Origin of the sequence: Streptomyces sp. NRRL B-1347, from assembly GCF_000720325.1 — a bacterium.
Lineage (GTDB): Bacteria > Actinomycetota > Actinomycetes > Streptomycetales > Streptomycetaceae > Streptomyces.
Map to the genome: position 1 here is coordinate 24,591 of NZ_JOJM01000007.1, position 20,325 is coordinate 44,915.

22 protein-coding genes are annotated in these 20,325 nt (G+C 73.4%); 9 read left to right on the plus strand and 13 right to left on the minus strand.

Annotation, left to right across the window (positions count from 1 at the left end):
- The first annotated feature begins 39 nt into the window (after window positions 1-39).
- Together IG74_RS0109600 and IG74_RS0109605 are read left to right on the plus strand one after the other, a co-directional pair.
- A complete protein-coding gene (locus IG74_RS0109600) occupies window positions 40-1,548 on the plus strand; it encodes an MFS transporter (protein WP_030672842.1) in 1,509 nt (502 codons plus the stop codon).
- Between the two features lie 88 nt (window positions 1,549-1,636).
- Complete coding sequence (locus IG74_RS0109605; protein ID WP_030672844.1) at window positions 1,637-1,975, plus strand: DUF6332 family protein; 339 nt, start codon at window positions 1,637-1,639, stop codon at window positions 1,973-1,975.
- Here IG74_RS0109605 and IG74_RS0109610 read toward each other — a convergent pair.
- From IG74_RS0109610 to IG74_RS0109625, 4 genes are all read right to left on the minus strand, one after another.
- A complete protein-coding gene (locus IG74_RS0109610; RefSeq protein ID WP_030672846.1) occupies window positions 1,936-2,601 on the minus strand; it encodes a response regulator in 666 nt (221 codons plus the stop codon). The two genes, IG74_RS0109605 and IG74_RS0109610, sit on opposite strands and share 40 nt — an antisense overlap.
- A gap of 23 nt (window positions 2,602-2,624) precedes the next feature.
- Complete coding sequence (locus IG74_RS0109615) at window positions 2,625-3,902, minus strand: sensor histidine kinase (protein WP_199818807.1); 1,278 nt, start codon at window positions 3,900-3,902, stop codon at window positions 2,625-2,627.
- A 92-nt stretch (window positions 3,903-3,994) separates the two neighbouring features.
- On the minus strand, window positions 3,995-4,498 hold the full coding sequence (locus tag IG74_RS0109620; protein ID WP_051854731.1) for a response regulator: 504 nt from the start codon (window positions 4,496-4,498) through the stop codon (window positions 3,995-3,997).
- A gap of 232 nt (window positions 4,499-4,730) precedes the next feature.
- The gene (locus IG74_RS0109625; protein WP_030672855.1) at window positions 4,731-5,933 is read right to left on the minus strand and encodes a geranylgeranyl reductase family protein; all 1,203 of its coding nucleotides are present in this window, start codon (window positions 5,931-5,933) and stop codon (window positions 4,731-4,733) included.
- A gap of 220 nt (window positions 5,934-6,153) precedes the next feature.
- Here IG74_RS0109625 and IG74_RS0109630 point away from each other — a divergent pair, with 220 nt between their 5' ends.
- Window positions 6,154-7,512, plus strand: coding sequence for a dipeptidase (locus IG74_RS0109630; RefSeq protein ID WP_030672858.1), 1,359 nt, complete (start codon window positions 6,154-6,156; stop codon window positions 7,510-7,512).
- 99 nt (window positions 7,513-7,611) lie between these two features.
- Here the strand turns inward: IG74_RS0109630 and IG74_RS0109635 are convergent, their stop codons facing one another.
- The 3 genes from IG74_RS0109635 to IG74_RS54190 all read right to left on the minus strand — a co-directional run bounded on the left by IG74_RS0109635 (window position 7,612) and on the right by IG74_RS54190 (window position 10,150).
- The gene (locus tag IG74_RS0109635) at window positions 7,612-8,049 is read right to left on the minus strand and encodes a peptidase inhibitor family I36 protein (protein WP_030672863.1); all 438 of its coding nucleotides are present in this window, start codon (window positions 8,047-8,049) and stop codon (window positions 7,612-7,614) included.
- A gap of 149 nt (window positions 8,050-8,198) precedes the next feature.
- Entirely contained in the window at window positions 8,199-8,888 is a 690-nt protein-coding gene (locus IG74_RS0109640) for a response regulator (protein WP_030672866.1), read from the minus strand.
- Window positions 8,885-10,150: a sensor histidine kinase gene (locus IG74_RS54190; RefSeq protein ID WP_051854732.1), complete on the minus strand. Its 1,266-nt coding sequence runs from the start codon at window positions 10,148-10,150 to the stop codon at window positions 8,885-8,887. The genes IG74_RS0109640 and IG74_RS54190 overlap by 4 nt, the downstream gene beginning before the upstream one ends.
- A gap of 368 nt (window positions 10,151-10,518) precedes the next feature.
- On the opposite strand from IG74_RS54190, the gene IG74_RS0109650 reads away from it, so the two are divergent.
- Both IG74_RS0109650 and IG74_RS0109655 read left to right on the plus strand, forming a co-directional pair.
- Window positions 10,519-11,871: a tannase/feruloyl esterase family alpha/beta hydrolase gene (locus IG74_RS0109650; protein ID WP_037824961.1), complete on the plus strand. Its 1,353-nt coding sequence runs from the start codon at window positions 10,519-10,521 to the stop codon at window positions 11,869-11,871.
- 133 nt (window positions 11,872-12,004) lie between these two features.
- Window positions 12,005-12,721: an MBL fold metallo-hydrolase gene (locus IG74_RS0109655; RefSeq protein WP_030672875.1), complete on the plus strand. Its 717-nt coding sequence runs from the start codon at window positions 12,005-12,007 to the stop codon at window positions 12,719-12,721.
- 59 nt (window positions 12,722-12,780) lie between these two features.
- Here IG74_RS0109655 and IG74_RS0109660 read toward each other — a convergent pair whose 3' ends face one another.
- Together IG74_RS0109660 and IG74_RS0109665 are read right to left on the minus strand one after the other, a co-directional pair.
- On the minus strand, window positions 12,781-13,701 hold the full coding sequence (locus IG74_RS0109660) for a hypothetical protein (protein WP_030672877.1): 921 nt from the start codon (window positions 13,699-13,701) through the stop codon (window positions 12,781-12,783).
- Window positions 13,702-13,733: 32 nt separating this feature from the next.
- Window positions 13,734-14,177, minus strand: coding sequence for a peptidase inhibitor family I36 protein (locus IG74_RS0109665; RefSeq protein WP_030672880.1), 444 nt, complete (start codon window positions 14,175-14,177; stop codon window positions 13,734-13,736).
- Window positions 14,178-14,465: 288 nt separating this feature from the next.
- Between IG74_RS0109665 and IG74_RS0109670 the strand changes: the two genes are divergently transcribed.
- The gene (locus IG74_RS0109670; RefSeq protein ID WP_420709876.1) at window positions 14,466-15,386 is read left to right on the plus strand and encodes an ArsR family transcriptional regulator; all 921 of its coding nucleotides are present in this window, start codon (window positions 14,466-14,468) and stop codon (window positions 15,384-15,386) included.
- Window positions 15,387-15,429: 43 nt separating this feature from the next.
- On the opposite strand, the gene IG74_RS54385 is transcribed toward IG74_RS0109670, so the two are convergent.
- Window positions 15,430-16,473, minus strand: coding sequence for an NUDIX hydrolase (locus tag IG74_RS54385; protein ID WP_030672886.1), 1,044 nt, complete (start codon window positions 16,471-16,473; stop codon window positions 15,430-15,432).
- A 361-nt stretch (window positions 16,474-16,834) separates the two neighbouring features.
- Here IG74_RS54385 and IG74_RS0109680 point away from each other — a divergent pair, with 361 nt between their 5' ends.
- Entirely contained in the window at window positions 16,835-17,167 is a 333-nt protein-coding gene (locus IG74_RS0109680; protein WP_234334286.1) for an STAS domain-containing protein, read from the plus strand.
- Window positions 17,168-17,209: 42 nt separating this feature from the next.
- Here the strand turns inward: IG74_RS0109680 and IG74_RS54660 are convergent, their stop codons facing one another.
- Together IG74_RS54660 and IG74_RS0109685 are read right to left on the minus strand one after the other, a co-directional pair.
- Window positions 17,210-17,287: a 50S ribosomal protein bL37 gene (locus IG74_RS54660; protein ID WP_375256634.1), complete on the minus strand. Its 78-nt coding sequence runs from the start codon at window positions 17,285-17,287 to the stop codon at window positions 17,210-17,212.
- Window positions 17,288-17,451: 164 nt separating this feature from the next.
- Complete coding sequence (locus IG74_RS0109685) at window positions 17,452-17,841, minus strand: MerR family transcriptional regulator (protein WP_030672892.1); 390 nt, start codon at window positions 17,839-17,841, stop codon at window positions 17,452-17,454.
- A gap of 74 nt (window positions 17,842-17,915) precedes the next feature.
- Here IG74_RS0109685 and IG74_RS0109690 point away from each other — a divergent pair, with 74 nt between their 5' ends.
- Both IG74_RS0109690 and IG74_RS52025 read left to right on the plus strand, forming a co-directional pair.
- Window positions 17,916-18,830 (plus strand): NAD(P)-dependent oxidoreductase, encoded by a 915-nt coding sequence (locus IG74_RS0109690; protein ID WP_030672894.1) that lies wholly within the window; start codon window positions 17,916-17,918, stop codon window positions 18,828-18,830.
- A gap of 109 nt (window positions 18,831-18,939) precedes the next feature.
- Window positions 18,940-19,146, plus strand: coding sequence for a hypothetical protein (locus IG74_RS52025; RefSeq protein WP_037824964.1), 207 nt, complete (start codon window positions 18,940-18,942; stop codon window positions 19,144-19,146).
- 280 nt (window positions 19,147-19,426) lie between these two features.
- Here IG74_RS52025 and IG74_RS47840 read toward each other — a convergent pair whose 3' ends face one another.
- Window positions 19,427-20,203 (minus strand): hypothetical protein, encoded by a 777-nt coding sequence (locus IG74_RS47840; protein WP_051854734.1) that lies wholly within the window; start codon window positions 20,201-20,203, stop codon window positions 19,427-19,429.
- Between the last annotated feature and the right edge of the window lie 122 nt (window positions 20,204-20,325).

Here is a 20,325-nt window from a genome sequence, read left to right on the forward strand (position 1 = left end):
GCACTTGCAGTCAATGCATATGCATGTACTCTGCTTCGCATGACTTCACCGGTCTCCCCTGCCCCTCTCGCCTCCGCGTCGGCGGAGCGCTGGACCCCACGCCTGTGGGGCACCCTGCTCGTCCTGTGTGCCGCGATGTTCCTGGACGCCCTCGACGTCTCGATGGTCGGCGTCGCCCTCCCCTCCATCGGCTCCGACCTTGACCTCTCCACCTCGTCCCTGCAGTGGGTCGTCAGCGGCTACATCCTCGGCTACGGCGGTCTGCTGCTGCTCGGCGGCCGCGCCGCCGACCTGCTCGGACGCCGCGAGGTCTTCCTCATCGCCCTCGGCGTCTTCGCCGTCACCTCGCTGTTCGGCGGGCTCGTCGACTCCGGGCCGCTGCTCATCGCCAGCCGCTTCGTGAAGGGCCTGAGCGCCGCGTTCACCGCGCCCGCGGGCCTGTCGATCATCACCACGACGTTCGCCGAGGGCCCGGTCCGCAACCGCGCCCTGTCCATCTACACCACCTGCGCCGCCACCGGCTTCTCGCTCGGCCTCGTCCTGTCCGGCGTCCTCACCGAGGTCAGCTGGCGCCTGACCATGCTGCTGCCCGCACCGATCGCCGTCATCGCGCTGATCGCCGGGCTCAAGCTCATCCCCCGCTCCCCGCGCGAGGAGAAGCGCGGCGGCTACGACGTGCCGGGCGCCGTCACCGGCACGGCGTCGATGCTGCTGCTCGTCTTCACCGTCGTCCAGGCCCCCGAGGTCGGCTGGGCCTCCGTCCGCACCCTGCTCTCCTTCCTCGCGGTGGCCGTGCTGCTCGCCGCGTTCGTCCGCATCGAGCTGCGCACCGCGAGCCCGCTGATCCGGCTCGGCGTGCTGCGCTCGGGCCAGCAGATCCGAGCCCAGCTCGGCGCGGTGACGTTCTTCGGCGGCTACGTCTCGTTCCAGTTCATCGCCACCCAGTACCTCCAGTCGCTGCTCGGCTGGTCGGCCCTGGAGACGGCGCTCGCCTTCCTGCCCGCGGGCGTGATCGTGGCCCTGTCCGCCACGAAGATCGCCGGTGTCATCGACCGGTTCGGCACCACCCGGGTCATCGTGACCGGCTTCGCGCTGCTCGTGGTGTCGTACGCGCTGTTCCTGCGCATCGACCTGACGCCGACGTACGTCGCGGTCATCCTGCCGTCGATGGTGCTGCTCGGCATCGCGTGCGCCCTGGTCTTCCCCTCGCTCAACATCCAGGCCACCAACGGCGTGGCCGACCACGAGCAGGGCATGGTGTCGGGCCTGCTCAACACCTCGATCCAGGTGGGCGGCGCGGTCATCCTCGCCATCACCACCGCGGTGATCACGGCCTCCGGCGAGGGGTCGCCCGAGACCGGCGCCTCGCCCGGAGCCGTCCTGGACAGCTACCGGCCGGGCCTGGTCCTGGTGACGGCCTTCGCCGTCGCCGGTCTGCTCATCAACCTCACCGGCCTGCGCGCCCGGCGTCGGCAGCGGACCATCACGGTCGCCACGTCGCAGCCGCAGCCGGACGCCTCCCGCGAGCGCGTCACCGTCGGCGACTAGCGGCCGCCGCGGCAGTTCGCGACCGACCTCCGGGGGCCCGGCGGGCAGTTCCTTGCCCGCCGGGCCCCCGGTTTGTGACACTCCCCGTATGGATGACATGGGGGACACGGTCGGACAAGGCCGACGCAGCAGCGCCGAGCGGGACGCGATCACGATCGAGATCGGGTACGCGCTCGCGAGCGCGGTGGCGGCCGCCGCGCTCGTCTTCATGGCCCTGGCGGGCGGGCCCATCCTCGTCTTCGGCCTGTCGGGCGGCACCGCGTCGACGCTCACGGTGGTGGGCGTCGCGCTCGCCGCCTTGGTGTTCGTCGTGCGCCTGGTCACCGTCCTGTGGCGGTTCGCCGAGCGGTGGCGGGCGCGGCGCGCGGCCCTTCCCGGCCTGCCCGCTCAGCCCAGCCAGCCGGGCCGGACCAGGCCGGACTCATAGGCGAGGACGACCAGTTGGGCGCGGTCACGGGCGCCCAGCTTCACCATCGTGCGGCTCACATGCGTCTTGGCGGTGAGCGGGCTGACGACCAGGCGGCGCGCGATCTCCTCGTTGGACAGGCCGATGCCGACGAGGGCCATCACCTCCCGCTCCCGCTCGGTGAGGTGGGCGAGCGCCCCCGCGGCCGCCGGTTCCTTGGAGCGCGCGGCGAACTCCCCGATGAGGCGGCGCGTCACGCCGGGGGAAAGCAGCGCGTCCCCGGCGACCACCGCCCGTACCGCCCGCAGCAGTTCGTCCGGCTCGGTGTCCTTCACCAGGAAGCCCGAGGCGCCGGAGCGGATCGCCTCGAAGACGTACTCGTCGAGCTCGAACGTGGTGAGCATGACCACCCGTACGCCGTCGAGGTCCGGCTCGCCGGTGATCCTGCGGGTGGCCTCCAGGCCGTCGAGCAGCGGCATGCGGATGTCCATCAGGACGACGTCGGGCCGCAGCTCCCGCACCTTGCGCACCGCCTCGTCGCCGTCCGCGGCCTCGCCCGCCACCTCGATGTCCGGCTGTGCGTCGAGCAGCGCCTTGAACCCCGCGCGGACCAACGACTGGTCGTCGGCGAGCAGTACGCGGATCACGGGGGCCTCCTGGGGTGGGGTGCTCACTGCTCGTCGTGCCGGTCCCGCTCGGGCCGGGCGGCACCGGTGGTGGGCAGCACCGCCGTCACGCGGAAGCCGCCGTCGGGGCGCGGGCCCGCCTCAATGGTGCCCTTGAGCGCGGCGGCCCGCTCCCGCATTCCGGCGAGGCCGTTGCCGCTGCCGCCCGAGTCCGCGCCGGTGGCGGGCCCGTCGTCGTCGACGCGCAGGGTCACGGATCCGGGGGCGTGCCGCACCAGGACGCGCGCCCGCCGCGAGCCGGAGTGGCGTACGACGTTGGTGAGCGCCTCCTGGACGATGCGGAAGGCGGCCAGGTCCGCGCCGGGCGGCAGCGGGCTCCGCGGGCCCTCCGTGGTGACGGTCACCGTCAGGCCGGTGCTCCCGGCCTGCTCGACGAGTTCGGGGAGCCGGTCGAGGCCGGGGGCCGGGGCGCGCGGGGCGGCTCCGGGGGCCCGCAGGGTGTCGAGGACCTGGCGGACCTCGCCGAGCGCCTCCTTGCTGGCGGCCTTGATGGTGGTCAGGGCGGTCCTGGCCTGCTCGGGGTCGGAGTCGAGCAGGGCGAGGCCGACCCCGGCCTGCACGTTGATGACGGAGATGCTGTGGGCCAGGACGTCGTGCAGCTCACGGGCCATCCGCAACCGCTCCTCGTCGGCGCGCCGCCTGGCCGCGAGCGCGCGCTCGGCCCGCTCCTTGGCCCACTGCTCGCGGCGGGTGCGGGCCAGCTCCGAGACCGCGACGACCGCCACCACCCAGACGGCGACGACCAGTTCCTCGCCCCAGCCGCGCGCGCTGTCCCCCGCGGGCGGCAGCCACCGGTAGAGCACCTGGGTGACCAGGATCTGCCCGGCCCACCACACGCCAACGGCGCCCCACGCCGCCCGCCGGTGCCCCGCGACGACCGCCGCGAAGCAGCCGACCGCGACCGCGAGGAACACAGGTCCGTACGGATATCCCGCGCCGAGGTAGACCACGGTGGTCCCGGCGGTGACGTAGGCCACGGCCACGGGGTGGCGGTGGCGCAGCAGCAGGGAGCCCGACGCGATGACCAGCAGCGCCCGCGCGAAGCCGTCGACCGCCTCGCGCTCGGGCTGGCCGTGCTCCGCGAAGCCCGTGCCGACCTGGATGAACGCGGTGAGGAGCAGGGTCGTCAGCCAGGGCAGGCGGCGCCCGGCCGCGGCACTGTCGTCGGTGCCCTGGAGCCGCCACCACGGCGGCCCCTGCCGCCACGTCGGTGGTCCGGTGAAGGGCGGACCACCGCACCCGCGTCCGCGCTGTTCGTCCATGGCGGCCACGCTAGACGGCGGCCGGGGCGCCGGGCGTCCGCCAGGCGTGGCGATCAGGCGTACTCCCTGGGGAGTAGCCGCCCGCGCGGCGGTCAGTCCTTCGGCAGCGGCCTGCGGCGCACCGTCCCCTTGGGCTGGGAGGGCACCCGGACCTGCACGCCGTCGAAGCCCCGGGACCGGTAGCCGTCGACCTCGGCCTGGAGCGCGCGCAGCCGCTGGTAGGTGTCGTAGAGGTAGCGCACCTTGGTGCGCAGCGTCCACGGATCGACGGGCTTGACGACGATGTCGGCCACGCCGAGGCGCAGGGCCGTCGCCGACAGCTCCTGGCTCACGTCGAAGCCGGTCAGCAGGATGATCGGCAGGAGCTGCGTCTGCTCCACGCCCCGTACGTAGCGCACCACGTCGAGGCCGTCGACGCCGGGCATGCGCACGTCGAGCAGGGCCACGGCGATGTGGCCGCGGAGTATCTCCTTGAGGGCGTCGTCCCCGTTGGTCGCGCACGTCGTCTCGTAGCCGAGCGGAGCCAGCGCGCTTTCGAGCGCGAAGAGGTAATCCTCGTGGTCGTCCACGACGAGGACCTTCGAGTGCGACGGCATGTGTCGAGCCCCCTCATCCGAGCTAACCAGCCTATGCCCCTGGCGAGTTGGAGAAACCTTCATGCGAAAAGCTAGACGACTTCTCATTCTTCACAGCCGGATCACCGAACTCAGCGGCTCCACGCGTTTCCTGCCAGGGGGCGTGCGGGACGGGCGCGCGGGTGGGAGTGCGAGGCCGTCGGGGCGGGCGCGCGGGAGAACTCCCCGTCCGCCACCCGCCCCGACGGCACCGCTACCGGTCCAGCCTGCCGAGCACCCGGCCCGCCATCGGGTGCGTGCGCACGAGCTCGGCGAGCGTGGTCGAACCACGGGTGATCTTCGCGAACGCGTTCCACGCCGGGCGGAACGTCGTGATCGCCGTGTGCAGCAGGCCGGGGCGGCGCTCGAAGAGGGTCAGCATGCGCCGCCCGACGCCCATCTCCACGCCGAGGCCCGCCTTGACGGCGAACGCGTAGTTCAGCGCCTGGCGGCGGGCGTCCACCGCGTCGTGCGCCTCCGCGATGCGCACCGCCCACTCCCCCGCGAGGCGGCCCGAGCGCAGGGCGAACGAGATGCCCTCGCGGGTCCACGGCTCGAGGAGGCCCGCCGCGTCGCCGCACACCAGGACCCGGCCGCGGGACAGCGGCGAGTCGTCGCTGCGGCAGCGCGTGAGGTGGCCCGAGGAGATGCTCGGCTCGAAGCCCGAGAGGCCGAGCCGGGCGATGAAGTCCTCCAAATACCGCTTCGTCGCGGCGCCTTCCCCGCGCGCGGAGATCACGCCGACGGTCAGCGTGTCGCCCTTGGGGAACACCCAGCCGTAACTGCCCGGCATCGGGCCCCAGTCGATGAGCACCCGGCCCGCCCAGTCCTCGGCGACCGTCGCGGGCACGGGGATCTCCGCCTCGAGGCCGAGGTCCACCTGGTCCAGCTTCACCCCGACGTGTGCTCCTATGCGGCTCGCGCTGCCGTCGGCGCCCACGACCGCACGCGCAAGGACCGTCTCGCCGCCCTGGAGGACGACCGCGACCGTGCGCCGGTCCGGCACCGCCGGGCCGTGCTGCTCGACGCGCGCCACGGTGACGCCGGTGCGCACCTCCGCGCCCGCCTTCTCCGCGTACTCCACGAGCTGCTGGTCGAACTCCGGCCGGTTGATGAGCCCGAAGAGCGTCTTCCGCGAGCGGCGGGTGCGGGAGAACTTGCCGTCCAGGGTGAAGGTGACCGCGTGCACCCGGTCCCGCAGGGGCAGGTCGAAGCCCGGGGGCAGCGCGTCCCGCGAGGGGCCGATGATGCCGCCGCCGCATGTCTTGTACCGCGGCAGTTCGGCCTTCTCCAGGACCAGGACGCTGCGTCCCGCGACGGCCGCCGCATAGGCCGCGGAGGCTCCCGCGGGGCCCGCGCCGACCACGACGACGTCCCACACCTGCCGCGTGTCGTCCGCTGACTTCTCGCTGCTCACGTTGGTCTTCCGCTCCCGATCCCCGTCTTGGCCGCGCTGTCGTTGCTTATCGGAAGGCATCCTACGGCGCACGCCCGCGCCACCCTCCTGTGGGAGGATCAGCAACGTGCACACCGCACGCACCGTGCCCACCGGCCACGCGCGCGGCGCGCACGCAAGACACAGCGAACCGTTTCACCCGTCCCACAGGGACAACGTCGCACCTACGAGGAGCGTGCCCATGCCGTCGAATCCGATCGCCGAGACCGTCGCTTCGCTCATGCCGCGGGCGAAGGCGGAGCTCACCGAGCTGGTGGCCTTCAAGTCGGTGGCGGACTTCGAGCAGTATCCGAAGAGCGAGAGCGAGGCCGCGGCGAACTGGGTGGCCGACGCCCTGCGCGCCGAGGGCTTCGAGGACATCGCGCTCCTGGACACCCCGGACGGCACGCAGTCGGTGTACGGCTTCCTGCCGGGCCCCGAGGGCGCCCCGACGGTGCTCCTGTACGCGCACTACGACGTGCAGCCCCCGCTCGACGAGGCCGGCTGGGTCACGCCCCCCTTCGAGCTGACCGAGCGCGACGGCCGCTGGTACGGCCGCGGCAGCGCCGACTGCAAGGGCGGCGTGGTCATGCACCTGCTCGCGCTGCGCGCCCTGAAGGCCAACGGCGGCATCCCGGTGCACGTGAAGTTCATCGCGGAGGGCTCGGAGGAGCAGGGCACCGGCGGCCTGGAGCGGTACGCCGAGGCGCACCCCGACCTGCTGCGCGCCGACACCATCGTCATCGGCGACGCGGGCAACTTCCGCGCGGGCCTGCCGACGGTCACCGCGACCCTGCGCGGCATGACCCTCGTCCGCGTCGAGATCGACACGCTCGAAGGCAACCTCCACTCCGGGCAGTTCGGCGGCGCCGCCCCGGACGCCCTCGCGGCCCTGGTGCGCGTCCTCGACTCGCTGCGCGCCGAGGACGGCTCGACGACCGTCGACGGCCTCGATAACGCCGGTGTCTGGGAGGGCCTGCAGTACGCGGACGACGACTTCCGCAGGGACGCGAAGGTCCTCGAAGGCGTGGGCCTCATCGGCGAGGGCACGATCGCCGACCGCATCTGGGCGCGCCCGGCCGTCACCGTGCTCGGCATCGACTGCCCGCCCGTCGTCGGCGCCACCCCCTCCGTACAGGCGGCCTCGCGGGCGCTGATCAGCCTGCGGGTGCCGCCAGGCGTGGACGCCGCGGAGGCGACGAAGCTGCTGCGCGCCCACCTGGAGGCGCACACGCCGTGGGGCGCCCGGGTGCGCACGGAGCAGGTCGGCCAGGGCCAGGCCTTCCGCGCGGACGTCACGAGCCCCGCGTACGAGGCCATGGCGGCCGCCCTGCGCGAGGCGTACGACGGCCAGGAGATGCAGGCCTCCGGCATGGGCGGCTCGATCCCGCTGTGCAACACGCTGGGTGCCCTCTACCCCGAGGCGGAGATCCTCCTCATCGGTCTGAGCGAGCCGGAGGCGCAGATCCACGCCGTGAACGAGAGCGTGTCGCCCGACGAGCTGGAGCGCATGTCGGTCGCCGAGGCCCTGTTCCTCCAGCGGTACGCGACCGGGGCCTGACCCCACGTAGGGCCTGTCCGGGCCCGCGCCACGCGCACATGAGCCCGGGGCCGCCTTCGCGGCCCCGGGCTCAGGCCCCCCTCCGGGCTGTATGCAGGGCTACATGCAGAGCACGTCCACGGAGCTCGTCTCGTTGTTGTGGCCGGGAGCGAGGTTGCCCTTGAACCACGCCGGCATCGGGCCCTGGTACTTGCCCTGGTTGCTGTCCTTGAAGACCAGGACGATGTACGGGGTCCTGTTCCACGCCGAGGTCAGCCTGTCGTTGAACTCTCTGGGCACGTTGTGCCGGCCGCAGGCGGGCACCACCCAGAGGTCTCCGACCCCGTCGTACTCGCTGAAGAAGCAGGTGCCGCCGCCGCAGGCGTCCCATGCCGCCGCGCCCCGGTCGTCACCCGTGATCCGGTACCTCCCCTCCTCCCCCGGCACCGGCGTCACTCGCGTCACGTCCCGGGCCGTCGCGCTCGCACTCGCCGCCGTCGGTCCCGCGAGCGTCGCGGCGACTGCCGCGAACACGGCCAGCATCTTCGTCTTCCGCACAGCTTCCCCCTGCTCAAAGAAGGTGAAGGGCCTCGTGCGCCCCCGATTCGGTGCTGGCAATACCGTGCCCGGTCGCACTACCTCGCGTCGTTGACACGGAGCGCCGAAACCCTTCGCACACAGCGCGGCACGGACGTGAACAGGGATTCCTACAGCAGGCCGTGGTCCCTGGCGTACAGCGCGGCCTGGGCGCGGCCGCGCAGGCCGAGGCGGGTGAGGATGCGCGAGATGTGGTTCTTGACGGTGCCCTCGCTGAGGTAGAGCTCCGCCGCGATCTCGCGGTTGGTGGCCCCGGCCGCGACGAGCCGCAGGATCTCGACCTCGCGGGCGGTGGGCGAACCGGCCGCCCCCGTGGAACCGGCCGGTTCCACGAGGGGCCGGGGCGGCTCGGCGGGCGGTGACGCGGCGGCGAGGCGCCGGGTGACCGCCGGGTCGAGCTGGGCCACGCCCCGGTGGGCGAGCCGTACGGCGTCGGCGAGTTCGGCGGCGGGCAGGCTCTTGAGGAGATAGCCGACGGCACCGGCCCGCAGGGCGCGGACGACGTAGTCCTCGTCGTCGAACGTCGTGAGCATGACGACCTTGCAGGCGGGAGCGCGCCCGCCGACGGCGGCGACGGCCGTGACGCCGTCCATGCCCGGCATGCGCACGTCCATCAGGATCACGTCGGGCGCCAGCGAGAGCGCGGCGTCGACCGCCCCGGCGCCGTCGGCGGCCGTGCCGACCACCTGGATGCCGGGCTGGATGCCGAGCAGGGACGCGATGCCCTCACGGATCAGCTCCTGGTCGTCGACGACGAGGACGCGTACGGCGCCGGAGCCTTCGGGGGCCGGGGAGTTCATGAGGTGCGTCCGGTCGGGCCCGGGAGATCCGGGGAGTCCAGAGGATCCGGGAGACCCGGGAGATCCGGGGAATCGGCTGCGCGGGGCACCGTCGCCGTGAGCGTCGTGCCCTCGCCCGGCGCGCCGCGCACGCTCAGTTCGCCGCCGAGCGGCCGGAGCCGTTCGCGCAGGCCGCGCAGGCCGAGGCCGGGGACGGACCGGGCGGCGGGGACGGACCGGGCGGCGGCGGGGTCGGGCAGTCCGCGGCCGTCGTCCGTCACGGTCAGGCGCGCGCCTACCGGTCCGTACTCCACGTGGAGGTGGACGTGTGCCGCGTCCGCGTGGCGGCGGGCGTTCGTCAGGCCCTCCTGCGCGGCGCGGTACAGCGCGGTCAACTGCCTCTCCGCGTATCCCGTTTCCTCACCCGCGACGTCGAGGGTGACGTGCGGGCCGCCGCCGTCGGCGCCGTGCCGGACCAGCTCGGTGAGCGCGCCCGCCAAGGAGAACGGCTCCGGCTCGGCCCGCAGCGCCCGCACCGAGAGGCGAGCCTCCTCCAGGGCGCGCCGCGCCGACCAGCGGGCGGCCGCCAGGGCCCGGTCGGACTCCGCGCGGTCGAGGTCGCGGAACGCCTCCGCCTTCTCCACCTGCACGGCGATGGCCGTGAGGTGGTGGCCGATGCTGTCGTGGATCTCGCGGGCGAGCCGGTTGCGCTCCTCGGCCGTGGACAGTTCGGCGACCCGGGCGGCGTACGCGCGCAACCGGTGGTGGGAAGCGGAGAGTTCACGCACCGTCGACTCCAGGCGCCACCGGGCGTCCTGCTCCCCCGTCGCGACGGCCGCCATGGACACCGTGAGCGTCAGGACGAGGGCGAACATCAGCAGGTCGGAGATCGCCTCGGCGTCCGCGTACCAGCCGTCGGCGGTCAGCACGTACCGGCCGAGCAGCGCCCCCGCGCAGCCCGCGCCGAGCACGAGGCTCGCGCGCCGCCCGAAGGCGAAGTACGCCGTGAACGGCACAAGCACGAACAGCGCCCGGGACAGGCCCGCGCTGTCGCAGGAGGTCACCGCGGCGAAGAGGCCCACGCGCGCGACGAGCACGCTCACCGCCAGGGCGCGCGAGGTGCCCGACCGCCGATGGCACCGCCGCTCGGCCGCGTCCAGGGCGAACAGCGCGCCCAGTGCGCCGACGAATCCGGCGGTGCGCGCGGGCGGTTGCGGCTCGTCCCCGACGAGGTCGTAGTACACGCCCGCGAAGAGCACGGCCGCGTAGAGCAGGGAGGACACCCAAGGCGGGGCGTGTGCCGGTCGTGCCGGTTGCGCCGGTTGCGCCGGTTGCGCCGGTTGCGCCGGTTGCGCCGGTTGCGCCAGGGACGGCACCCCGGAGTGCCCCCACGTGGTCGTCATCGACTCCCCCCTGCCCCCGAACAGCCTGTGGGTGACGGTACTTGCGGCGTGCGGCCGCCCACGACCCTTCGGAGGCTCCGAGCGCGGCTCTGGCCGTTCGGCACGTGCCCAACGGCCGGGCGTCGGCCACAGAGTGCCCGGAGCTCCGGCCGTCCGGCACTGCCGGCCGCCCCCGGCCGCTCCCTACGGTCGCCCTGCCCCGCCGCCGTCCGCGGCCGGGCCCACCACGAGCACAGGGAGCCTCGCGCATGATCCGTCACCTGGCCGCCACCACCGCGGCGTTGCTCCTCGCGACGCTCGCCCCCGCCGCCACGGCCGCGCCACCGGCCGGCGCCTGCCCCGGCGAGCGGCTGCGCGTCCCCGGCGCCGCGAAGACCGTCGCGGCCTGCCTCGACGACCTCACCACGGCCGGTACGGTCGCCTCCGGCCACACCGACCCGGCGGACTGGGCGGGCCTGGTGGCGCCCAGCACCCGCAGCCCTTCGGGCGTGCCCGGCGTCCAGCTCGACGGCTACTTCCCGGACTCGTCGCGCACGAACGGCACGCACGGCTGGAACCACGACAGCCAGTTCGTGATCCGGCTGCCCGCGGGCTGGAACGGCGGTCTCGTCGTGGCCGGGCCGCCCGGCGTCCGCGAGCAGTACGCCAACGACCGCACCATCGGTGACCACGTTCTGGCGCGGGGCTACGCCTTCGCGGCCACCGACAAGGGCAACACGGGCCCCACCCTGTACCGCGACGGCAAGCGCCCCGGAGACGCCATCGCCGAGTGGCATCTGCGGCTGACCCAGCTGACCGTGGCGGCCCAGCGGGTCGCGGGACGGCACTACGGCCGCGCGCCCCTGCGCACGTACGCGGCGGGCACGTCCATGGGCGGCTACCTGGTGCGCTGGCAGCTGGAGAACGTCCCGTGGCTGTACGACGGCGGGCTCGACTGGGAGGGCGTCCTGCTGACCCGCGACGCGCCCAACCTCCTCACGACGCTGCCGCCCGCGCTGCGCGCCTACCCGCGGCTCCGGGCGGGCGAGCCGGGCGCGCGCGAGGCGATGGCGGCCGCGGGGTACCCGCCCGAGTCCGAGCCCCTGTGGGACACGCACTACACGACGCAGTGGGACACCCTCCAGCGGCTGATCCGCGAGGAGGTCGACCCCGGCTACGACGGTGCCACCCAGGCCGGGACGCCGTTCTGCCGCGAAGGCACCGGCCGGGGCTGCGACACGGACTACGACTACGCGGCGCGCCCGCGCGCGGTGCACGACGCCGTGGGCAGGCTCGCCCTGACCGGCCGCATCGCACGCCCGCTCCTGACCGTGCACGGCACGCTGGACGCCCTGATCCCCATCGGCCCCGGCTCCGACACCTACGCGCGACTCGTCGACAAGGCCCGGCGCGGCACGCTCCACCGCTACTACCGGATCACCGGCGGCACCCACACGGACGGCCTGTACGGCGCGCACCCCGGCCTCGTCCGCCCCCTGCTGCCGTGCGCGCGCGACGCCTTCGACGCGCTGACGGCCTGGGTGGAGGACGGCACGGCGCCCCCGCGCGGCCGTACGGTGCCGCGCCCCGACGGCGATCCGGTGCACACGTGCGCGCTCTGAGCCCCGCCCGCCCCACGCGCCCCCGACACCCGCTCCGACCAGCGCGCTTCGCCGGGAGCAGAACCCGTACGCCCCCGGCGAAGCGGGCTCGCCCCGCAGGGCGGGCCGTCCCTACGGTCACCGCATGAACCAGATCGAGATCATCGGGCTCGAGCCCCGGCTCCACCTCTTCCGCTTCCCCGTCGGCCAGGCCTATCTGTGGCGCGACGACGACGAGCTGACCCTCGTGGACGCGGGTGCCCCCGGCGCGGGACCGGCCATCGCGGAGGCGATCGAGGGGCTGGGGCTCCGCGCCCGCGACGTACGGCGCGTCGTGACGACGCACTTCCACAGCGACCACGTGGGCGGCGCGGGCGAGTTCGCGGCCCTCACCGGGGCCACGGTGTTCGCGCACCACCTGGACGCGCCCATGGTGCGCGGGGAGGTCCCGGGCCCGGCGCCGGTCCTGGAGGACTGGGAGGTGCCGATCTTCACGGAGACGTCGAAGAACGTGCCGAAGCCGACCGAGCAGCGGGTGTACGCCGCCGAGCTGCGGGAGGTAACGGACGGCGACGTCCTGCCCTTCGGCGGCGGCGCGCACGTGGTCGGCGCGCCCGGGCACACCCGGGGCAGCATCGCCCTGCACCTGCCCGAGCACGGCGTCCTGTTCACGGGCGACGCCATCGCGAACACCCCCGAGACGGGCGTGCTCCTCGGGGTCTTCAACCAGGACGGGGAGCAGGCCGTCGCCTCCTTCCACCGGCTCGCCGCGCTCGAATCGGACATGGCGTGTTTCGGTCATGGCGATCCGGTGCTCACGGACGCGTCGACGGTGCTGCGCACGGCGGCGGCACGCTATGCGACGGCCTGACATCGGCTGGGGGCGGCGGAGCTGACTCCGCCGCCCCGGCGAGCGGGCGCGGAAGCCGCTCAGCGGCCGATGACCGCCTCCGCGCGCTTCAGGGCAGCGCCCTGGACGCGGATGAGCTCGGCGAGCACCGCGCGGTCCTCGCCCGGGAGGGAATGGACGAGCGCCCGCCGTCCCGCCAAAGCGGCCTGGGGCAGCCGCACTTCGAGCGCGCATTCGCCGTCCGCGACCGCAATGGCGCGTTCCCGCCGCCGGAAGGCGTCGTGCATCTTCATCGGTGAATTCCGCCCGCCGGATTTCCCGTACGCGTCCGCCAGCTCTTTCTGTGCCTTTTCGGGGGTCGGAAAGGGATATCCGCGTTCCGACATGCACGTGCGCCAGCGGGCGAGTGCGGAGACGTAACCGGGCTGCCGGGGCACCCGGGAGTCCAGACGCCCGTTGAGCGCCTCTGGTACGTAGTACATGCGCGCCCAGGCGACGACGCCACCGGCGAGGCGGCGGCGCGCCTCGGCGTCACAGCCCCGCGCGCTCACGCGCACCGTGCCCAGGCCCGTCTCCACCTCCTGCTTCGCGCCGGGCGGCCCGGAGAAGGCCAGGTCGAAGCGGCGGCGCCGGTCCGCGTCCAGCTCGGTGTAGTACGGCGCCGGTGGCTGCCCGGTGTCCGGCGGCCCGGTCGCGATGCCGTAGCCGTACCGCTCGCGGCGGTCCAGGTCGACCAGGGCCCGCGCGTCGTCGAACGCCTCGGGCAGCGCCGCCCGCCTGGCGGGGTAGGTGAAGCCGGCGCGCTCCATGCACCGGTGGACCAGCGTGTTCACGGCCGTGTCCAGGGTCTGCTGGGTCCGGGGCCAGGTGCCGGAGCGGGTGACCATGTCGACGGCCGCGGCGGGCAGACGTGCGGTGGACGGCGTCCGCTCCGGCCGGGTCGTGGCCGGCCCGGCGGGCTCGGATGCCGAGCAGCCCGCAAGGCCGGCCAGCGCGGCCACCAGGAGAGACACAGCTCGCGGTGGCCGGTGCGTCACCTCGGACTGCACCAGTGGTTGGAGCTGATGGCGTCGTTGAACGCCGGGTCGTTGTAGCCGACCGGCGGCGCCGCCGCGAAGTTCGGCACCTCGTCGTTGCGGCTCAGGCTGTGGTACCGGCCGGTGTAGTTGAAGCCCGTCCAGAAGTAGACGGTGCACTCACGGCCGCGGTTGGCGATGGAGCTGACGCAGTCGTTCCAGGTGCCGCTCGCGCACTGGCCCTGCGGGAAGTCGCGGAAGTCCCCGTTGTTCCCCGCGACCCGGCCCCTGTTGCCGCCGTAGTTGATGTGCACCCAGAAACACGTGTCACCGGCCGCACAGGTGATCGCCGCGGCTTCGCTCCCGCCTCCCGAGGAGTCGCCCGCCGAGGCCGGCGCCGTCGCGAGACCGCCGAGCAGCAGCGCCGAGGAGGCGGCGGCCACACCGATTTTCTTGCGCATGTTTCCCCCTTCAACCGTGGTGGTGGTACGGCACTTTCCCGGTGCCGTACCGCGCGTCGGACTTCGTGCCGAAAAGAGCCTCCTGTATTCGCCCGACCGACTGGTAGAAGTGTGCGCCAGGACGCAAAGACCGCGGTACGAGGCGGTCTCGCCGCACGTGCCGCCGGAAGAATCACGCGGAGCATCACTCGGACGAGAAGTGCGGGAAACGGAATGCTCAGGATTCATTTCACTTCTGACGATCTGGCACGCACCCGTTTCGCCCAGGAACCGGATCCGATGTGGGAGTTGAACATCAGCCTCCACCGGCTCCAGCGCCGGGACGCCTCCGTGCTCTTCGGCCCCTGGCGCAGAGAGGTGGCGCCGTCGCTGCCCGCCGCCACGCGGCTGCTCGCCGCCCTGTCCCCGGCCCGGGGCTACACCTGCGACTTCCTCACTCCCCGGACCGGCCAGGGCCTGGCCGCCCAGACGGAGGCGCTGCGGGCGACCCCGCGACGGCGACTGCGCGTGGAGCTGGAGACCTTCGAGCGGCTGCACCCGGACACCCGGCTGCCCGCGTGGTCGGCGGAGCTGGCCACGGGCTCGGCGCAGCTGCTCGGCCGGCTCGCCGCCACCGCGCACGCGTACTTCGACGCCGGTCTGCGGCCGTACTGGCACACCGTCCACGACGTGGTGCGCCACGACGTGATGCTGCGCGCGAGACAGCTGGCCCACGGCGGCTGGGCGACCGTCCTCGGCACCCTGCACGCCTCCGCGCGCTGGGAGTACCCGGTGCTCAGCCTGGACTTCCCGGTCGAGCAGGACCTGCATCTGGCGGGCCGCGGGCTGCTGCTCCAGCCGTCCTTCTTCTGCCGCTACGGGCCCACCGTCCTCTTCGACCCCAGCCTCGAACCCGTCCTCGTCTACCCCATCGAGCACCGCCCGGGCTGGGAGCGGCCGCGCCCCGGCTCCACGGCCCCGCGGTCGCTGACCGCGCTCCTCGGCCGGGGCCGGGCGCTCCTCCTCGAAGCCGCGGCCGACGGCACGTTCACCACCACGGAACTGGCCCGGCACACCGGTCTCACCCCGTCCAACGCCAGCCGGCACCTCACGGCGCTGCGCGAGGCCGCCCTCGTCTCCAGCCGTCGGCACCGCAACACGACGCTGCACACAGTCACGGCTCTGGGGGCGGCACTCCTCGACGGCTGCCGGCCGACGCTGCCCGCCTGACCGGGCCGCGGCCACGCACCGTCCGCGCGGGCTCAGCGCGGGCTCAGTCGCCCACCGGCACCCCGGCCTCCAGATACAGCGGAACGCCCCGCTCGCGGGCGCGCAGGGCCCAGCGCAGGCGCTCGTAGCGCACCGGCGGAAGGAGCCGGGCGGCCTCCTCCTCGGTGACGAAGCGCCAGTCGCGCAGCTCGGACCCCGGCAGCAGCAGCCGCTCGACGTCGGCGCCGTCGAGGACGCCGCCGTCGAAGAGGAACCGCATCCCGCCGTAGCCGGGCGGCAGCGGCGGCTCCCAGTCGGCGACGAGGAGCCGGGGATTCCCGGTGAGCCGGATGCCGGTCTCCTCCGCGACCTCGCGCACCCCGGCGCGGGCGGGCGCCTCGCCGCGCTCCACGACCCCGCCGGGGAACTCCCAGCCCGCCTTGTACGTGGGGTCGACGAGCAGCACCCGGCCCCGTTCGTCGAAGAGCAGCACGCCCGCGGCCAGGGTCTCGGCGGTGGGCCGGGGGGTCTGCACGATCTCGCAGACGGGGGCGGCTCCGGTGCGCACGGCGTCGGCGATGTGCTCGGCCGTCTCGTACGGCGTCAGGGCGCTGGTGTCGACGCGGTGCGCGTCCGCCCCCAGCCAGGCGGCGAGCGCGGCGCGGAAGGACTCGATGTGGTCGAACGACCATTGGCGAATGCGCAGTTCGCCATCGGGCAGGTCCGGGGGGATTTCGCGATCGGCTATGCGTTCGCGCAGGATCGTTTCGTCCGGGGCGAGCAGCACATGGCGTATCGGTATCCGCCGCGAGGCGAGGCCGCCGAATATCTCGTCCCGGTACTCCTGGCGCAGGAGTGTCATCGGCACCACGAGGACCCCGCCGAGCTCGGCGAGCAGCCCGGCCGCCGTGTCCACCACGAGGCGCCGCCAGATCGGCAGGTCCTGGAAGTCGCTCACCTCGGCGAGTCGCTTGGCGGGCAGCAGCTGCGGCAGGGCGCCGCCGATGACCTCGGGGTCGAAGAGCGCGCTGTTCGGGATCAGCTCGATCAGCTCCCGCGCGGTGGATGTCTTTCCCGCCCCGAACGCCCCATTGATCCAGACGATCACGTTTCCCCCTCTTCTGTTGGCCCCCAGTGGCTTGCCCGCAACACAGTGCCACGGAAACCAGCACCTGTTGAGGACCGCCGACGCCAGACCAAAAGCCGCCAGATCATGTCAAGTCTCTCGCGACAACTTCGCCCCATCGAGTGACACCGCCACCCCACGAATCGTTCCCGCACTGCGGCGCAGGCTCCCGCCCGCTAGCGTGATCCGCCAGGCACCCCGGCCCCTGGTGACCTCCTCATTCCGGTTGCTTCACGGCATCCGCCCCGGCCTCGCAGAGCGACCGGGGCCCGCCCTGGGGGGATTAGTGCATCAGGACGAACTGCGCGAATTCGCGTGCGAGATTCCGGACTTACCACCTCGGGTGTACGAGTCCGACGGCAGTGTCGTGGTGGAACTGCGCGGCGAGGTCGACCTCGTGGGCTTCCAGCAGGCGACACCCGTACTCGACCCGGTGACCGCGGGCTCCGCCGAGACCGTCGTCATCGATCTGACCCACGCCACGTTCCTCGACTGCTCCGGCCTCGCCCTGCTCATGCGGGCGCGGCGCCGCCTCACGTCGAGGGGCGCCGAACTCCGGGTGGTGTGCCGCGATCCGATGGCGCTGCGCGTCATGGGCATCACCGGCCTGCGCGTGGTCCTCGCGCCGGTGCCGTCGGTGCGGGAGGCGCTTGGGCAGCCGGGGCCCGACACCTAGGGCCGGTCCTGGCGGGGGCGGCTCGAAGCCGCCCCGGCCGGGTCAGGACTGGGGACGCTTGCCGTGGTTGGCCGCGTGCTTGCGGCGGGCCTTCTTCTTGCGGCGTCGCTTCGAGGACATGCGTGCTCCTCAGCTCTCGGGGCTTCTCGGGTCTTGCCGGCCTTCCCGGTTCCGGTGTGCGGCCCGGGTGCGATCCGGGCCTCCCTCCACCGTGGCACACCCCTGCCCCACCCGCGATTCGCCGCCCTCCCGGACCCCGTGGGCGCTCGCGGCTCCCGGGTGCCTCAGGCCACGTAGCAGGCGTCCCGGTCGGCGAGCGCGCCCGGCACCGGCGCGTTGATGATCTCGTCGAGACGGGCGCGGGCGGCCAGCAGACCGGCGACGGCCTCGTCGATGCGCTCGCGCTCCTTGGCGAGGTCCGGCAGCAGGCCGGAGCAGCCGGGGGCGAGGGAACCGTCGTCATCGACCATGCAGGGCAGCAGCTCCGCGATGGTGGCGGTGTTGAGTCCCGCGGCCAGCAGGACGCGGATGCCGCGCACCGTGACCACGTCCTGCTCCGTGTACTCCCGGTATCCGCTGGGCCGCCGCGCGGGAGCGAGCAGGCCCTGCTCCTCGTAGTAGCGCAGCAGCCGCTGACTCACTCCGGTCCGCCGGGAGAACTCGCCCATACGCATGTGATCACCACCACGTCCGTCGACCCTCACATCGATTGACTCTCACATCGATGTGAGAGAGCAGTCTAGGCCGCATGACGAACCACGCAGCAGCCACCACGAGTTCCCCGTCCCCCGTCACCGTCGTCGGCCTCGGCCCCATGGGCCTGGTCCTCGCCGAGGCCCTTCTGTCCAAGGGCCATCCCACGACCGTCTGGAACCGCACCCCGGAGCGGGCGAGCGGCCTCGTCGCCCGCGGCGCTTCGCTCGCCGGAAGCATCGCGGACGCGGTGTCCGCGAGCCCCGTCACGATCATGTGCCTCAACACCTACGACACGATGTACGAGGTGTTCGGACCCGCCGGGGACGCCTTGCGGGGCCGGGTCCTGGTGAACCTCAACTCCGGTACGCCGCAGGAGGTGCGCACCGCGGTCACCTGGGCGTCAGGCCTCGGCGTCCGCTATCTCGACGGCGCCGTCATGGTGCCGCCGCCGCTGGTCGGACGGCCCGACGCGGTGTTCCTGTACAGCGGCGACCGCGCCGTCCTCGACGAGCACCGGGCGACGCTCGCGAGCCTGGGCGACCCCCGCTTCCTCGGCACGGACCCGACGCTGGCGGTGCTGTACAACACGGCCCTCCTGCACATGATGTACGCGACCCTCAACGGCTATCTGCACGCCACCGCCCTGGTCGGCTCGGCGGGCGTCTCCGCGGTCGAGTTCGCCGGCATCGCGCTCGGCTGGTTCATGCCCGCGGTCCTCGACCCGTCCTCCCTCGCGCCGCGCGCCGCCGACCTGGACGAGGGCAACTACCCGGGCGCCCTCGGCACGTTGCGGATGAACGTGAACGCCCTGGAGCACATCGCCCGCGCCTCCGAGGAGCAGGGCGTGCACTCCGAGCTCCCCCGCCTCATGCGCGAGGTGGCCGAACGCGCGGTCTCCCAGGGCCACGGCGACGACAACTACTTCTCGGTCCACGAGCTCTTCAAGCGGCCCTCACCCGCCTCCTGACCGGCACCCCCGGGCGCGGGCACAGGGCCGCCACGCCCGGCGAAACGCTTCCTCAGCCCGGTGGGACCTTCGTGGTAGTCGTGGAGGTCCGGTCGTCGAGAGGGGTGCCATGGCTGAGGAACCTGTGCCGGCCCGGTTGGGCGTGGAGATGCGGGAGGCCACGTTCCCCGACGGGACGAAGGGCGTGATCACGGTCAAGGCGGGCCTGCCGCAGGCCGAGGTGGACGCGGCCGCGGCGCGGATCTGGGCCGCGGCCCCCGCCACGCCCGAGACCACCCCCACGCCCGGTGCCGCCCCCGCAGACCGGCACCGCTGACTCATGAATCCAGACGGCCGACCCGGACCGTGAGCCCCTCGGAGCGCCGCGCCGTTCGCCAGGTAGTGGGCGCCAGTCCTCCTCGTCCACCGCGAACCGCCAGTCCAGCGCCGCCGCGAAGAAGGCGGCGGTGCCGGGCAGGTCGCGGGTCTTGAGGTCCGCCCAGCAGAACGCGTTCCGTGAACCCAGTCGGGTGGTCATCCGGTGCTCCTTTGTCGTCCGGATGCTGGGCATCCGGAACCCGTACGGCTCCGCGAGCGGATTTCGGTGCCGTACGCCGTCAGCCCCGGGCCGGTGGCTGATCCTTGCTGTCGGGTGCCGCTGTGCGGTCGTCGATGGTGATGGCGACGGGCTGGTCGTCCGGGTGGGGTGTGGTGGCGAGGGAGCGCACGGTTTCGGCGACGCGCTCGTAGAGGTGGTGGGCGATGGCCGCGGTGCCGGGATCGACGTCCGGGGTGTGCTGAGTGGCGCGCAGACTGGTGAGGGTGGCGACGAGGCTGAGGCCGGAGACGTCGACCGTGACGGTGCCCTTCTCCTCGCGGACGGCGCCGGGGATGTGGAAGTGCCGGTCCTGTCCGGCGTGCGCCACGAGGAACGCCCAGGTGTCGCGGTGGACTTCGAGCTTGGCGGCGGAGATGCCCGCGGCCTTGCGGAGGAGCCCTGTGTGGTCGCTGCCGTTCTCGTTCGGGTGGCCGGTGTCGTAGGCGTCGACCTTGGGCGGTGCGGGCTCGGCGTGCCGGACGGGCGCGGGCTGCGTCGGCGGAGGATCCGTGGCGGGCCTGGCGCGGGCAGGTTCGTTGAGGGTGGTGCGGATGGCGGCCAGCTCTGCGCCGAGGGTCGTCAGCGAGTCGCGGATCGTGTCGCTGCCGCGGTCGAGACCGTCGCGCACCACGGCCCGGATCTCGGTGAGGCCGCGGCTGAGGGCGGCGTCGGCGTCCTGCCTTGCCTGGTCGACGGCGTGCTGCTGGGCGTCGACGCGCTGCCGCAGCTCGCCGACCTCCCGGAGGATCTGGTGGAGCAGGTCACTGTGGTCGGGCCCTTTACTGAAGATCCGCACGTGCCCCCCTGGGTCGGTGGTCGAAGTGCACAGCGTCGGACCTGGTCCGCGTACCAACAAGCGCGCGAACCGGACACGACACGCGCTCACCACCTGGCCGACCGTCGCCGCCCCTCTTCGAA

What these genes read in the sequence shown, in the direction of transcription:
- IG74_RS0109600 (WP_030672842.1), top strand. Translation starts at nt 40, where the DNA reads ATGACTTCACCGGTCTCCCCTGCCCCTCTCGCCTCCGCGTCGGCGGAG.
- IG74_RS0109605 (WP_030672844.1), top strand. Translation starts at nt 1,637, where the DNA reads ATGGATGACATGGGGGACACGGTCGGACAAGGCCGACGCAGCAGCGCC.
- IG74_RS0109615 (WP_199818807.1), bottom strand. Translation starts at nt 3,902, where the DNA reads ATGGACGAACAGCGCGGACGCGGGTGCGGTGGTCCGCCCTTCACCGGA.
- IG74_RS0109620 (WP_051854731.1), bottom strand. Translation starts at nt 4,498, where the DNA reads ATGCCGTCGCACTCGAAGGTCCTCGTCGTGGACGACCACGAGGATTAC.
- IG74_RS0109630 (WP_030672858.1), top strand. Translation starts at nt 6,154, where the DNA reads ATGCCGTCGAATCCGATCGCCGAGACCGTCGCTTCGCTCATGCCGCGG.
- IG74_RS0109640 (WP_030672866.1), bottom strand. Translation starts at nt 8,888, where the DNA reads ATGAACTCCCCGGCCCCCGAAGGCTCCGGCGCCGTACGCGTCCTCGTC.
- IG74_RS0109650 (WP_037824961.1), top strand. Translation starts at nt 10,519, where the DNA reads ATGATCCGTCACCTGGCCGCCACCACCGCGGCGTTGCTCCTCGCGACG.
- IG74_RS0109665 (WP_030672880.1), bottom strand. Translation starts at nt 14,177, where the DNA reads ATGCGCAAGAAAATCGGTGTGGCCGCCGCCTCCTCGGCGCTGCTGCTC.
- IG74_RS54660 (WP_375256634.1), bottom strand. Translation starts at nt 17,287, where the DNA reads ATGTCCTCGAAGCGACGCCGCAAGAAGAAGGCCCGCCGCAAGCACGCG.
- IG74_RS0109685 (WP_030672892.1), bottom strand. Translation starts at nt 17,841, where the DNA reads ATGCGTATGGGCGAGTTCTCCCGGCGGACCGGAGTGAGTCAGCGGCTG.
- IG74_RS0109690 (WP_030672894.1), top strand. Translation starts at nt 17,916, where the DNA reads ATGACGAACCACGCAGCAGCCACCACGAGTTCCCCGTCCCCCGTCACC.
- IG74_RS52025 (WP_037824964.1), top strand. Translation starts at nt 18,940, where the DNA reads ATGGCTGAGGAACCTGTGCCGGCCCGGTTGGGCGTGGAGATGCGGGAG.